At 67.5% G+C, this 13114-nt stretch carries 12 protein-coding genes; 5 read left to right on the forward strand and 7 right to left on the reverse strand.

Going from position 1 to position 13114, the window contains the following annotated elements; genetic code table 11:
• The first annotated feature begins 275 nt into the window (after positions 1–275).
• Both moaCB and ACFVIV_RS24140 read left to right on the forward strand, forming a co-directional pair.
• Positions 276–1517 carry a bifunctional molybdenum cofactor biosynthesis protein MoaC/MoaB gene (gene moaCB / locus ACFVIV_RS24135; protein WP_379199875.1) on the forward strand — a complete coding sequence of 414 codons (1242 nt, stop codon included), beginning with the start codon at positions 276–278 and terminating at the stop codon, positions 1515–1517.
• Positions 1510–1935: a molybdenum cofactor biosynthesis protein MoaE gene (locus ACFVIV_RS24140; RefSeq protein ID WP_379199877.1), complete on the forward strand. Its 426-nt coding sequence runs from the start codon at positions 1510–1512 to the stop codon at positions 1933–1935. Before moaCB ends, ACFVIV_RS24140 begins: the two co-directional genes overlap by 8 nt.
• Positions 1936–2035: 100 nt before the next feature.
• Here ACFVIV_RS24140 and ACFVIV_RS24145 read toward each other — a convergent pair whose 3' ends face one another.
• On the reverse strand, positions 2036–3400 hold the full coding sequence (locus ACFVIV_RS24145) for a uracil-xanthine permease family protein (protein ID WP_379199879.1): 1365 nt from the start codon (positions 3398–3400) through the stop codon (positions 2036–2038).
• 182 nt (positions 3401–3582) lie between these two features.
• Between ACFVIV_RS24145 and pucL the strand changes: the two genes are divergently transcribed.
• Positions 3583–4503, forward strand: a complete 921-nt coding sequence (gene pucL / locus ACFVIV_RS24150; protein ID WP_379199881.1) for a factor-independent urate hydroxylase — start codon at positions 3583–3585, stop codon at positions 4501–4503.
• 16 nt (positions 4504–4519) lie between these two features.
• Here the strand turns inward: pucL and ACFVIV_RS24155 are convergent, their stop codons facing one another.
• Positions 4520–6001, reverse strand: coding sequence for a helix-turn-helix domain-containing protein (locus ACFVIV_RS24155; protein ID WP_379199883.1), 1482 nt, complete (start codon positions 5999–6001; stop codon positions 4520–4522).
• Positions 6002–6364: 363 nt separating this feature from the next.
• Here ACFVIV_RS24155 and ACFVIV_RS24160 point away from each other — a divergent pair, with 363 nt between their 5' ends.
• Positions 6365–7507, forward strand: a complete 1143-nt coding sequence (locus ACFVIV_RS24160) for a CobW family GTP-binding protein (protein WP_379199885.1) — start codon at positions 6365–6367, stop codon at positions 7505–7507.
• Positions 7508–7783: 276 nt separating this feature from the next.
• On the opposite strand, the gene ACFVIV_RS24165 is transcribed toward ACFVIV_RS24160, so the two are convergent.
• From ACFVIV_RS24165 to ACFVIV_RS24185, 5 genes are all read right to left on the reverse strand, one after another.
• Positions 7784–8779, reverse strand: coding sequence for a sulfate/molybdate ABC transporter ATP-binding protein (locus ACFVIV_RS24165; protein ID WP_379199887.1), 996 nt, complete (start codon positions 8777–8779; stop codon positions 7784–7786).
• Positions 8776–9582, reverse strand: coding sequence for a sulfate ABC transporter permease subunit CysW (gene cysW / locus ACFVIV_RS24170; RefSeq protein ID WP_379199889.1), 807 nt, complete (start codon positions 9580–9582; stop codon positions 8776–8778). The genes ACFVIV_RS24165 and cysW overlap by 4 nt, the downstream gene beginning before the upstream one ends.
• Entirely contained in the window at positions 9582–10379 is a 798-nt protein-coding gene (cysT, locus tag ACFVIV_RS24175; RefSeq protein ID WP_379200027.1) for a sulfate ABC transporter permease subunit CysT, read from the reverse strand. Before cysT ends, cysW begins: the two co-directional genes overlap by 1 nt.
• A gap of 128 nt (positions 10380–10507) precedes the next feature.
• The gene (locus ACFVIV_RS24180) at positions 10508–11551 is read right to left on the reverse strand and encodes a sulfate ABC transporter substrate-binding protein (RefSeq protein WP_379199891.1); all 1044 of its coding nucleotides are present in this window, start codon (positions 11549–11551) and stop codon (positions 10508–10510) included.
• 189 nt (positions 11552–11740) lie between these two features.
• Complete coding sequence (locus ACFVIV_RS24185) at positions 11741–11830, reverse strand: Ms4533A family Cys-rich leader peptide (protein WP_379199892.1); 90 nt, start codon at positions 11828–11830, stop codon at positions 11741–11743.
• A gap of 223 nt (positions 11831–12053) precedes the next feature.
• Between ACFVIV_RS24185 and ACFVIV_RS24190 the strand changes: the two genes are divergently transcribed.
• Positions 12054–13112, forward strand: a complete 1059-nt coding sequence (locus ACFVIV_RS24190; protein ID WP_379199894.1) for a M48 family metallopeptidase — start codon at positions 12054–12056, stop codon at positions 13110–13112.
• Positions 13113–13114: the final 2 nt, after the last annotated feature.

Below are 13114 nucleotides of genomic sequence, written 5' to 3' on the forward strand. Positions count from 1 at the left end.
CTAATACCCAGTCGTCTGGGGGGTGTTGTTTGGCCCCTACCCCCCGGGGTGGGCCCACCCCCCCCCACCCCCCACGCCGGGATGACGAATGGGGCTCGCACCGCGATAACGAGCGGAACTCACGGCGTGACGGTGAGCGGGACTCTTGCCTACGCGCTTCGGCGCGGCGCGGGGTTCGCTCGGGTGATCGCACGAATGGATTCCCGGTGATCCCGGCCGAGTTCGGTGGATGACCACAGACGCGGCGGGGAGGGCGGCTGTGGAAGGCTGGGGGTATGAGTGAGTTGTCGCATGTCGACCAGGAAGGTCGCGCTCGCATGGTGGATGTGAGTGCGAAGGCCGACACGGCGCGGGTGGCCGTTGCGGGCGGGGAGCTGGTGACGACCGCGGCGGTCGTGAAGCTGGTGCGGGCCGATGACATGCCCAAGGCGGATGTGCTGACCACGGCGCGGCTGGCGGGGATCAATGGGGCCAAGAAGACCTCGGAGTTGATTCCGCTGTGCCATCAGCTGGCGTTGTCGTCGGTGAATGTGACGTTCGGGTTCACCGAGAGCAGCATCACGATCGAGGCGACGGCGAAGACCAAGGGGCCCACCGGGGTCGAGATGGAGGCGCTGACGGCTGTCGCGGTCGCCGGGCTGACCCTGCACGACATGGTGAAGGCGGTGGATCCAGCGGCGACGCTGACCGGGGTTCGGCTGCTCACCAAAGACGGTGGGAAGCACGGGCATTGGGTGCGGCCCGAGGGGGCACCGGATGGTGGGGTGAATGCCGGTGCGGGTGAGGGGCATGCACCCGCGGGTGAGAGCGCTGGATCGCAGCTGTCCCCTGCGCCGCACCCGACGGAAGGCGCTGCGCCGCACCATGCCGAGGGCGTTGCACCGCACCACACCAAGGGCACTGCACCGCACCAAGCCGAGGGCATTGCACCGCACCCGGCCGAGGGCATTGCACCGCACCACACCAAAGGCGCTGCACCGCACCAAGCCGAAGCCGTTGCGCCGCAGGCGGTGGAAGCCTCCGAGGCTACGGCGTTCGGGGTGGGGCGGGCTGCGGTTGTGCTGGTGGCGTCCACGGGGGCGGCGGCGGGAACGCGTGAGGACACTACGGGGCCGCGGCTGGCGGAATGGCTTACCGGGCTTGGGTTTTCGGTGCGGGGGCCGCTTGTTTACGCGGATTCGGATATTGGTTACGGGCTGTCGGAGGCGCTGGCGGGGGAACCGGCGTTCGTGATCACTACGGGCGGGACGGGCGCTTCGCCGACGGATGCGACGCCGGAAGCCACGCTGGCCGTGCTGGATCGGGAGTTGCCGGGGGTGGCGGAGGCGATTCGGCAGCGGGGGACGGCGAAGTTTCCGCTCGCCTCGCTCAGTCGCGGGGTGGCGGGGCTGGCCGGGCGCACGGTGATCGTGAATCTGCCCGGGTCGCCGGGTGGGGTGAAGGATGGCATCGCGGTGTTGGAGCCGCTGCTCGAGCATTTGCTGGCCCAGGTGGCCGGAGGAGGCAGTCATGAGTGAGCGCGAACTGCTGGTTCGGATCAGCGATCAGCCGCTCGATCCGGACGAGGTCGAGAAGGCGGTGAGCGGGCCGGAGCACGGGGCCGTGGTCGTGTTCACCGGTAAGGTGCGCAATCACGATGGGGGGCAGGAGGTTTCGGCGCTCGAATACTCGGCGCACCCGGATGCGGCGAAGTTCATGCGCCGGATCTGCGAGGAGTTCGCGGAGTCGACCGGGCTGCCGGTGGCGGCGGTGCATCGCATCGGGGCGCTCACCGTGGGTGACCTCGCCATTACCGTGGCCGTGGCGGCGCCGCATCGCGGGGAGGCGTTCACGACGTGCGCCGAGTTGGTGGATCGCATCAAGCACGAGGTGCCGATCTGGAAGCGGCAGCTGTTCGCCGATGGGATGTCGGAGTGGGTCAACGCCTGCGGGTGAACCCAACTCTCGGGACTCTCAGGGGCTTCGCCCCCGAACCCCCTGGCAAGAACGCCGAAGCCGCGGATTCTCCTGAATCCGCGGCTTTTTCGTGCGGCATCTAGGTGGTGATCGGGTCTTGGGGTTCCGGCTTGGCGGTTGCGGATTCGATTGCGCCGCGGGCCAAGTCGCCGACCCTGGTGTGGTTGAACAGGAGGTTGAGGAGGAAGGCCGTGGCGGCGGCCAGGGTGATGCCGCTGTTGAGGAGGATTTCGGCGGCGGAGGGGAACTTGTCGAACATGCCCTTGGTGAGGACCGGGACCAGGCCGATGCCGATGGCGACCGCGATGATGGTCAGGTTCACGCGGTCGGAGAGGTCGGCTTTGCGCAGGGTGTCGATGCCGATGACGGCGATGGTGGCGAACAGGACCAGGCCTACGCCGCCCACGACGGGCTTCGGTACGGCGGCGACGATCGCGCCGAAGCGGGGCAGCAGGCCGAGCAGGATCAGCAGGCCGCCGGAGACGGCGGTGACATATCGGCTGTAGACGCGGGTTTGGGCGACGGCGCCGACATTCTGGTTGAAGACGGTGTCGATGAAGGAGTTGAAGACGCCGGCGAGGATGGCCGAGAGGCCGTCTCCCGCGAGGCCGCGCGCGATGTCGGCGCGGCCGACCTTCTTGCCGGTGATCTCGCCGAGCGCGAGCATGCTGGCGGTGGATTCGGCGAACACCACGGCCATCACGATGCTCATGGCGACCACGGCGGTGATCGGGAACTCCGGCGCACCGAAGTAGAACGGATGCGGCGCGCCCAGCCAGGCCGCGCCGGAGACACCGTCGAGGGAGATCAGGCCCATCGGGATGGCGATGAGCACGCCCGCGATGAGTGCGATGAGAATTCCCAGCTGCGACCACACGCCGCGGCCGAGCACGGTGCAGACCAGGGCGATCAGCAGCACGACCGTGGCGAGCACGATATTCGAGATGGATCCGAACGACTCCGCCTTGGGATCGGTGCCGACGATCAGCCCGCCCGCCACGCCGATGAGCGAGATGCCGACGACCGTCAGCACGGTGCCGGTGACCAGCGGCGGGAAGAACCGCACGATCATGGCGAAGGGCCAGGCCAGTGCGAGGCCGAGCAGACCGCCCAGCAGCATGGAGCCGTAGACGGCGGGCAGGCCGTATTCCTTGGCGATGAGGATCATCGGCGACATGGCCACGAAGGTCGCGCCGGTGATGATGGGCAGTTTCGCGCCCGCGAACTTGCCGAGCCCGAGGCTCTGCACCACCGTGATCGCGCCCGCGACCAGCAGGTCGGCGCTGATCAGCATGCCGACGGTGGATTTGTCCAGGCCGGCGGCCGCGCCGAAGACCAGTGGGACGGTGACACATCCGGTGTACATGATCAGGACGTGCTGAATGCCGAATATCAGCAGCCGATGCCAGGGCAGCCGGGTGTCGACGGGATGGGGCGAGGTCATGGTGGCTCCTTGCGGCGCGTCGTTGGTGGTCAGGGTAGGCAGGCGCGCCGGTCCGGGGGTTTGTCCGATCGGCCGAATCGGAGTGTGCCCCGGGTGCGGTGTTTTGTCTTCGGAACCAGCGTGTGCGGCGGCGGGTGTGCGCCACAGTGAGGCACAGTGTTCATCGACCACGGGAGGCGACCATGTCCGATTTGACCGGCAAGATCGTGCTCGGCCCGCACCAGTACGGGAAGGCCGAGAACCGGGTGGTGCGCATCTACCGCGACGGGGACCGGCACGAGATCCGGGATCTGAACGTATCGTCGTGCCTGCGTGGGGCTTTCGACGAGGCGCACACCAGCGGTGATCAGGGCGCGGTGCTGCCCACCGATTCGCAGAAGCAGACCATCTACTCCTACGCCAAGGAGCACGGTGACGGCAGCATCGAGGAGTACGGGCTGGCCTTGGCGCGGCATTTCGTCGATGACGTGGAGCCGGTGGAATCGGCCCGGATCGAGATCGAAGAGTATGCGTGGCAACGGGTTCCGGTGAACGGGCAAGGTCACGACCACACCTGGACCCGGATCGGCCCGGAGATCCGCACGGCCGCGATCACCGTCGGCGGCAAGGCGCCCGGGCAACGGGAATGGGTGATCGGCGGCGTCAAGGACCTGGTGATCCTCAAATCCACCGGCTCCGAATTCGCCAGTTTCCTCGAGGACCCCTACACCGTCCTGCAGCCCACCCACGACCGCATTCTCGCCACCAGCCTCAGCGCCCGCTGGCGCTTCGCCGCCCCACCCGCCGACTGGGACGCCGCCTACTCCGGCATCCGCGCCGTCATGATCGAGAAGTTCGCCACCGAACACTCGAAAGCCTTGCAGCAGACCCTCTTCGACATGGGCGCCGCCGCCCTCGAAGCCTTCCCCCGCCTCGCCGAGATCCGCTTGTCGGCCCCCAACAAACACCACTGGTTCTTCGACCTCTCCCGCTTCGGCGTCGAGAATCGCAACGAGGTCTTCCATGCCGACGACCGCCCCTACGGCCTCATCCAGGCCAGCGTGCTCCGCGAAGACGCCCCCGACCCCGGCACCGCCTGGGACCCCTACACCGGAGCCGTGTGACACCACGCCCGCCGCGCTAAACGGACACACCGTGCCCGGCGAGCGTCCGCACCGCCAGATAAAGATCCAACCGATCATCGAGCCGCCCCAGATCCCGCCCGGTCAGCTCCTCGACCCGCCCGATCCGATACCGAACAGTATTGAGATGCACGTGCATCCGCTCGGCCGCCTGCCGCCACGACCCCTCACACCCCAGGAAAACCTCCAACGTCTCCAGCAACCCCGCCCCCGTCCTCCGGTCGTACTCCACCACCGGCCCCAGCACCCGCTCCGCGAACCGCCGCTGCAACCCACCCGGCACCGCGGTGAAAAGCCCCACCGCCGAATCGATATCGGCCACCCGCAGCCGCACCACGCCCTCGTCATCCCACGCCGCCGCAGCCGCTGCCGCCGCAGCAGCCACCGTTCCCGACATCGATTCGCCCCGCTGTCTGGCGCTCACCCCGAGCATGAGCCGCACGCCACCCAATGCCGGAGCCAACCGCCCGATCCGCCGCCGCAGCTCCCCGGCAACCTCCGCCTGAGTTCCGGCCACGACACCAACCAACCGGCCCTCCCGATCTACCGAGGTCGTGACTCCCTCCAGCACATCGTGCAGTGCCGCCCGCACCACCTCCCACTCGAACTCGTCGAGCAAAGCCCCTTTGTTCGAACGGATTTCGGCAACTACCGCGACGGTGGGTTCTTCCGGATGGGGCGCAGGTGAGCTCGAGGAACGGTCCGTGAGTTCCCAGTCCAGGTGGAGGCGGTCGGTGGCGCGCTGGCGGTAGAGCTCGGCGATGGCGGCCAGGTCGGTGGCGGAGGTATCGAGCTCGGCCGTGGTGGGGCGGATGACCAGATACCAGGAGGTGATTCGGTCTCCGGCTCCCACTTGGAGGACGCGCATGGCCCCGATGGTGACGGCGGGGAGGCGGGGGGCGGTCAGGGCGGTGGAGATGATGCGGTCGAGTTCCTCCTCCGAGAGTGAGGTGGTTCCGGCGACGATGCGACCGGTGGCGGTCACCAGCCAGAGCGAAATGTCCTGCTCCGCTGCGATATCCGCGATCAGGTCCGTGATGCTGGCGCCGGCTGCGACGGCGGCCAGGAGTCGGCGCTGCCGGTCGGCGCCGGATTGGATGTGCTGCCAGCGCAATTCGGCCGCCTGTTCGGCTAGGTGCTCGATGATGCGGCTGAACGGGACGCTCTGCGGCGCGGACAGCAGGGGTAGGCCGTGGCGTTCGCAGGCGGTCAGCACGTCGTCGGGGACGTGGCCGTGCAAGGCTTGGCCCGCGACGACGCCCGCGACGCCTGCGGCGGCCAGCATGCCGATGTACCGATTCGAGTCGGCGGGATCGTGCCGCCAGACCAGTCCGGTGCATACGAGAGCGCCCGAGGTGACGAATGGGCGGGGGTCGGGCATGTCGGTGGCGCAGATCCGGGCGACGGGGCGGTTCAGGGCCGCCGCATCCCCGTGTAGCAACCGCATGCGCAACTGCGGCGCGTCCAGTAAATCTCGCACCCGCACGGCGCACCTCCGCTGATCGGCCCGACCGGCGTCACGGTAGGACGCCAGTGTTGCCGCGACGTTTCGGCGATGCTGCGGCCGTCTCACATACGGCCCCATGCCGTAGATCGCGGCCAAGCTATGCACCACTATCGTTCGGCAGGATCGTCTCGGTGGGCGATTCGGGGAAGTGCGGGACGCAATAACTCTGCCGCCCGCCACGGCACGACTTGCCGGGAGTGCCTGCAGACGGAAGTGCGCGGAGGTCACGCGCCGGTCGTCCGCTCCGGCTCGATGGAGGTCTGTGTGGCGCGCCCCCGGACCGTGGCCGGCGAACAGGTCGCGGGCGGTGGCTCGCGGGTCGGTAGGGTGGTCGAGATGAGTCGGCGGATTCCTGTTCTGATCGTGGCCGGATTTCTCGGGGCCGGGAAGACGACGCTGCTCAATCGGCTGTTGCGGAGCCGGAGCGCGCGGATCGGGGTGGTGGTCAACGACTTCGGGGCCGTGAATATCGATGCGATGCTGGTGGCGGGGCAGGTCGATGCGATGGTGTCGCTGGGGAACGGGTGCGTGTGCTGCGCGGTCGATGTGAGCGAGCTGGACGGGCTGTTCGACCGGCTGGCGGATCCGCGGCAGAAGATCGACGTCATTGTGGTGGAGGCCAGTGGGCTGGCCGAGCCGCGGAATCTCATTCGGATGGTCGCGGGGAGTGACAATCCGCGGATTCGGTACGGCGGGCTGATCGAGGTCGTGGACGCCGAGCATTTCGCCGAGAGTCGCGCACGGCATCCGGAGCTCGCTACGCATCTGCGGCTGGCGGATCTGGTGGTGGTGAACAAGGCCGACCGGGTCGAGCCCGCGGCGCTGGCGCAATTGCGCACGGAGATCGGCGAACTCGTGGGGCAGGTGCCGGTCCATCCCACCAGCCATGGCCGCGTCGATCCCGGGCTGCTCTTCGATATCCCGGCCCGCGATGCTCGCGAGCCCCGCGTCGGGGAACAGCTCAGTTTCGACGAGCTCTTCGAGGACCACGACGATCATGCGCACGAGGCGCCCGAATGCGACGGCCACCACGACGACAGCCATCATGGCGACGGCTGCCACGGTCATCGGCATCTGCACGACGGCTACGACAGCGTGTCCTTCACCAGCACAACGGATCTGAATCCGCGCGAACTCATTGCCGTACTGGAGGATCCGCCGCCCGGATTGTTCCGCGCCAAGGGCGTGCTGGCTTTCGCGACCCCGGACGATCAGCGAAAGTTCCTGCTGCACATGGTCGGCCGCCACATCACCATCGAACCGGCCGCCTGGAGCCGGCACGAGCCCCGGACCAGCAATCTGGTCCTCATCGGCTCCGGCCTGGACACCACCGCCGTCACGGCCCGCCTCGACGCCACCGTGCACACCTCCCCCGAGCCCCTCAATGACGAAGCGCTCCTACCGATCTGGCGCTATGTCGCCCCGGAAGCCTCCCAATCCGAGGAGCCGACCCCCACCGTCCTGTCCTGGAGCGAGTGACGCCAAATGTGAAACGCCGCCGACCGGGAAGTGGTGGCGGCGACACGCCGACAAACCCCGCCACCATTTCCCGGTCGATGACGTTTCACTTTTTCGCGCCCCAAGTGAACCAACCGGCACGTACGATCAGATGCGTACGCCCGTTGTGTCTCGTTCTCCCGCATAGACAAGGAGTTCGGTCATGGGTTCGGTGCAAATGGTGCTCACCGCGATATCTACCGCCGTTCAAGCGCTCGGGCTGTTCGACAGCATTTCCGGCGGCCTATCCTCCTAGCCTTACGAAACAGGCAGCTCGGGGATTCGCGTCGCGCGCGCGTAGACGGTTTCGCCTTCGGCCAGATGCAACGCCTCGGCGTCACCACGCGTGACCTGCGCGGTGAACAGATCGCCGGTCGCCGCATTGCGGAGTTCGACGCGAACCTCGAAGCCCAGGTGCACAACTCGCTCGACCGTCGCGCGGGTGACGCCCGCCGACTGGGCGGTGCCCTCGTGGGCCGCGAGCGCCATGGAGGGGTCGCGGCCCACGCGGATGTCGTGCGGACGGACCATGTGGCCGTTCAGCTTGGCGACCGCGCCCAGGAACGACATGACGAATTCGTTTGCGGGACGGTCGTAGACGTCTTCGGGGCTGCCGACCTGTTCGATGCGGCCCTTGTTCATGACCGCGATGCGGTCGGCCACATCGAGGGCCTCCTCCTGGTCGTGGGTGACCAGGACGGTGGTGACGTGCACTTCCTCGTGCAGCCGGCGCAGCCACTGCCGCAGGTCGGCGCGCACCTTGGCGTCGAGCGCGCCGAAGGGCTCGTCCAGCAGCAGCACCTGCGGGTCCACGGCCAGCGCGCGGGCCAGGGCCATGCGCTGGCGCTGGCCGCCGGACAGCTGCGCCGGGAAGCGGTGCTGGAAGCCGTCCAGGCCGACGATCTCGAGCAGTTCGTCGACCTTCTTCTTGATCTCGCCCTTGGGCCGCTTGCGGATCTTCAGGCCGAAGGCGACATTGTCGCGCACGGTCATGTGCTTGAACGCCGCATAGTGCTGGAAGACGAAGCCGATATCGCGCTTCTGCGGCGGCACGTGGGTGACGTCCCGCCCGGCGATGGTGACGATGCCGTTGTCGAGGGATTCCAGTCCGGCGATCGAGCGCAGCAGCGTCGACTTGCCGGAACCGGACGGGCCCAGGAGTGCGGTCAGCTCGCCGGAGGGAATGTCCAGGCTGACGTTGTCGAGGGCGGCGAAGGAACCGTAGTTCTTGTTCGCATTGGTCACGGTGATCATTTGGCAGTGCCCCGCTTGCGTTCGAGGAGGGTCATCAGGAGAAGAACAATGAGGGCGATGCCCATGAGCAGGGTCGCCGCCGCGTATGCGCCGAAGGTGTTGTGGTCCTCGTAGCGGCCGTGCACGAGCAGGGTGAGGGTCTGCGATTTGCCGGGCAGCGCGGTGGAAACCATGATGACCGCGCCGAATTCGCCGAGCGAGCGGGCCACGGTGAGGACCACGCCGTAGGTGAGACCCCAGCGGATGGCCGGCAGCGTGATGCGCCAGAACGTCTGCCAGCGCGAGGCGCCCAGTGTCGCGGCGGCCTGTTCCTGATCGTCGCCGATCTCGTGCAGCACCGGCTCCACCTCGCGCACCACGAACGGCAGCGTCACGAAGATGGTGGCCAGCACCATGCCGGGCAGATTGAAGATGACCTTCAGGCCGTGATCCTCCAGCCCGCCGAACCAGCCGCCCGCACCCCACAGCAGGATGAGCGAGACGCCGACCACGACCGGCGACACCGCGAACGGCAGATCCACCAGGCCCTGCAACAGATTCCGGCCCGGGAAGCGCCCGCGCACCAGGGCGAGCGCGGTGAGGATGCCGAACACCACGTTCACCGGCACCACAATGGCGAGAATGATCATCGACAGGTTGAACGCCGAGATCGCCGCGGGCGTGGAGATCCAGTCGATGAAGGTGCCGATGCCGTGCTCGAAGGTCCGCCACAGAATGATGGCCAGCGGCAGCACCAGCAGGATGAGCAGATACCCCAGCGCCACGGAACGCAGCGAAATACGGGTCAGCGCGGAAAGTTTCATCAGCTCTCCTGCTCCTTGCGCGCCGAGCGATCCGCGAACAGCCGCAGCACCAGCAGCGTCACGAACGAGATGACCAGCAGCGCGACCGAGACCGCGGCGGCATTGACCGGCCGGTCCACCTCGATCTGCTGCTGGATGTACTGCGAGGCCATCTGCGTCTCACGCGGGATATTGCCGCCGATCAGCACCACCGACCCGTATTCGCCGATGGCGCGCGCGAAGGCCAGCCCTCCGCCGCTGATGATGGCCGGCGCCAGCGTCGGCAGCACGATGCGGCGGAAGGTGGTCAGATTGTCCGCGCCCAGCGAGGCGGCGGCCTGCTCGACCTCCAGGTCGATCTCCATCAGCACCGGTTGCACCGAGCGCACCACGAACGGCAGCGTCACGAAGGCGAGCGCCACCACCAGGCCGGGCTGAGTGGCATTGAGCTGGATGTCGATCGGGCTCTGCGGCCCGTACAGCGACAGCAGCACGATGCTGGCCACAATGGTCGGCAGCGCGAACGGCAGGTCGATGAGCGCATTGACGATCCCCTTGCCCGGGAAGTCGTCGCGCACCAGCACCCACGCGATGAGCGTGCCCATCACGACATTGATGATCGCGACCACGATCGAGACGAAGACGGTCACCCGCAGCGAATCCAGGGCCGCGGGCGCGGTCACCGCCTCCCGGAAACCGCCCCAGCCGTCCTCGAAGGAGGCGACGGTCATGGCGGCCAGGGGCAGCAGCACGATGATGCTGAGCCACAGCACCACCGTGGCGATCCCGAGCGGCCCGACCGAACCAGTGACGCGCAGCCAGGAAAAGCGTCCCGGGCCGCTGGGCTTGGGTTTGTCCCCCGCAACACCGGCGCCCTGCCCGGCGCCGGTGTTGCCACTACTGTCGTTCACGTTGCCAAGTATCCTGTGTGGTCCAGCTCACCCGTTTACTTGGTGGCCTTGTCGTAGATGATCGCCACGCTGCCGGTGCCCTGCGCGAACAGTTCCTTGTCCACGGTCTTCCAGCCGCCCAGGTCGGCAATGGTCCACAGCTGCTGCGGGGTCGGGAAGTCGTCGGCGAAGGCGGCGGTCACCTTGGGATCGACCGGCCGGAAACCGGCCTGCGCCCAGGCCAGCTGCGCGGTGGGGGTGAACAGGAAGTCCTTGAAGGCGATGGCCTGCGTCGGATTCTTGCTGTTCTTGAGCACCGCCACCGGGTTCTCGATCTTGAACGTGGTCGGCGGGATCACGTGCTCGATCGGATCGCCCTTGCGCTCGGAGAAGATGGCCTCGTTCTCGTAGCTGAGCAGCACATCGCCGACGCCCTGCAGGAAGGTGTCGGTGGCCTCACGGCCGGACTTGGGCTGCACCTTCACGTGGTCGGGCGAGACGAGCTTGGACAGGTAGTCCAGACCGGCCTGCGGGTTCTTGCCGCCCTCACTCTTGGCCGCGTACGGCGCGAGCAGGTTCCACTTGGCCGAACCCGAGGAGAACGGGTTGGGGGTCACCACCTCCACACCCGGCTTGAGCAGGTCGTCCCAATCCTTGATGCCCTTGGGATTGCCCTTGCGCACCACGATGGCGACCACGGAGCCGAACGGAATTCCCTTGTTGGCGTCGGCATTCCAGCTGGCATCCACCAGACCGGCGTCCACCAGGCGGGTGATGTCGGGCTCGACGGAGAAGTTCACGACATCGGCCTCGGCGCCGTCCTTGACCTTGCGGGACTGATCGCCCGAGGCGCCGTAGGAGCCGAGCACCTCGACGCCCTTGCCGGCGTCGGTCTTGGCGAATTCCGGAATCACCTTGTCGAAGCCGGGCTTCGGCACCGCGTAGGCGTAGAGGTTCAGCTTGACGTCGGCGCCGCCGCCGGAGGTGTCGCCGCCCACCACATCGCTGGAACCGCCTGCGCACGCGGTCAGCACGGAGGCCACGACCGCGGTGAGCGCGACGGCTATGGAGCGACGGGAGAGTCTGGTACTGCGGGACATCGGTGGACCTTTCCTACCGCCCGCCGAGTCGAAGATCATCGGCGGAAGAACTGGGATTGCCGTAGACCCGCCCAGGTCGAACATGGGCGGTCGCGTTATCGGCCCGAGGGCCGCCGGGGTACGAGCACAGCTGCGAAAGGCACGCGCGCCAGTCTACTGAGGGGACAAGCAGCACAGCTCGGTCGGCAATCAGCGACAGTGAATGTCCGCGACCGCGAGGCAGCCCACCGCGATCAACGCCAATTCATGGCGGACCTGGGGAAGAGCGCTCGACGACACGGGCGAACTGTAGCAGAGCGGCGAGGGGTGCGCCCAATCACCGTGAACATGCGCACCGAGAGTTCACTTCTCGCTCACCGGAACAGCGTCTCAGATAGTGAGAAGTATAAGGGCCCGGCAACCGGGGCGATCGTGAATCGGCACGGGACAGCGCGGGTCACAGGCGGCAGTATGTAGGACGAAAGGCTGCCGCACGGCAGCACACCGTCCGCTGGGGGAATTCATGACCAGTCCCGACCGAATCCGCCGGGAGTTCCCCGGCATCTCCACCCGCGCCTGGGAGCATCCCGCCGACCGGACCGCGCTGGTGACGCTGCGCTCGCTGAGCGGGTTCGACGTCGTCCTGCGCACCTTGTCCGGGCTGCTGGCCGAGCGGCAGCATCGGCTGCTGTATCTGGCCACGGCGGTTCGGGTGGACGACAAGCAGTTCCGCAATATCCACCATCTGCGCGAGGACTGCGCGCGCATTCTGGACGCGCGCACCAAACCCGAGATGTTCGTGCTGCAGGATCCGAACGCGAACGCCTTCACCATCGGCATGGATCAGCCGTTCATCGTGCTCACCACCGGGCTGCTGGATCTGCTCGATCGCGAGGAGCTGCGGTTCGTGGTCGGCCACGAGCTCGGGCACGCGCTGAGCGGGCACGCGGTGTACCGGACCATGCTCATGCATCTCATGCGGCTGGCGGCGGGCATCGGGTGGGTGCCGATCGGCGGGTGGGCGCTGCGCGCCATCATCGCGGCGCTGATGGAGTGGAGCCGCAAATCCGAGCTCTCCGGCGACCGGGCCGGGCTGCTGTGCGGGCAGGATGTGGACGCCTCGGTGCGGGTGCACATGAAGCTGGCGGGCGGATCCCGGGTGGATCAGATGAGCCATGCCGCATTCCTGCAGCAGGCCGACGACTACGACAAGTCCGGCGATCTGCGCGACGGCGTGCTGAAACTGCTGAATCTGGAATTGCAGACGCACCCGTTCTCGGTGCTGCGGGCCGCGGAGTTGCGCCGCTGGATCACCAGCGGCGACTACGACCGCATCCTGGACGGCCGCTACCCGACCCGCGATCAGGACAAGAACGCCAGGATCAGCGACCAGGTCAAGGAAGCCGCCCGCTCCTACAAGCAGACCTTCGACCAGTCCGAAGACCCCCTCGTCCGCACCGTGCGCAACCTGGGCAAGGACATGGGGTCCGCGGTCGGCACGGTGGGACAAGAGGTCAGCGACACCGTCTCGAAGATCGGCAAGCGGTTCAACGAGTGGCGGGACGGCCCTAAGGAGGGCTGACG

The organism is Nocardia sp. NPDC127526 (genome assembly GCF_042672265.1).
Lineage (GTDB): Bacteria > Actinomycetota > Actinomycetes > Mycobacteriales > Mycobacteriaceae > Nocardia.

Excerpts from the sequence above, each read along its gene's own strand:
- moaCB (WP_379199875.1), top strand. The coding sequence starts at position 276 with ATGAGTGAGTTGTCGCATGTCGACCAGGAAGGTCGCGCTCGCATGGTG.
- ACFVIV_RS24165 (WP_379199887.1), bottom strand. The coding sequence starts at position 8,779 with ATGATCACCGTGACCAATGCGAACAAGAACTACGGTTCCTTCGCCGCC.
- ACFVIV_RS24160 (WP_379199885.1), top strand. The coding sequence starts at position 6,365 with ATGAGTCGGCGGATTCCTGTTCTGATCGTGGCCGGATTTCTCGGGGCC.
- pucL (WP_379199881.1), top strand. The coding sequence starts at position 3,583 with ATGTCCGATTTGACCGGCAAGATCGTGCTCGGCCCGCACCAGTACGGG.
- cysW (WP_379199889.1), bottom strand. The coding sequence starts at position 9,582 with ATGAAACTTTCCGCGCTGACCCGTATTTCGCTGCGTTCCGTGGCGCTG.
- ACFVIV_RS24190 (WP_379199894.1), top strand. The coding sequence starts at position 12,054 with ATGACCAGTCCCGACCGAATCCGCCGGGAGTTCCCCGGCATCTCCACC.
- ACFVIV_RS24145 (WP_379199879.1), bottom strand. The coding sequence starts at position 3,400 with ATGACCTCGCCCCATCCCGTCGACACCCGGCTGCCCTGGCATCGGCTG.
- ACFVIV_RS24180 (WP_379199891.1), bottom strand. The coding sequence starts at position 11,551 with ATGTCCCGCAGTACCAGACTCTCCCGTCGCTCCATAGCCGTCGCGCTC.
- ACFVIV_RS24140 (WP_379199877.1), top strand. The coding sequence starts at position 1,510 with ATGAGTGAGCGCGAACTGCTGGTTCGGATCAGCGATCAGCCGCTCGAT.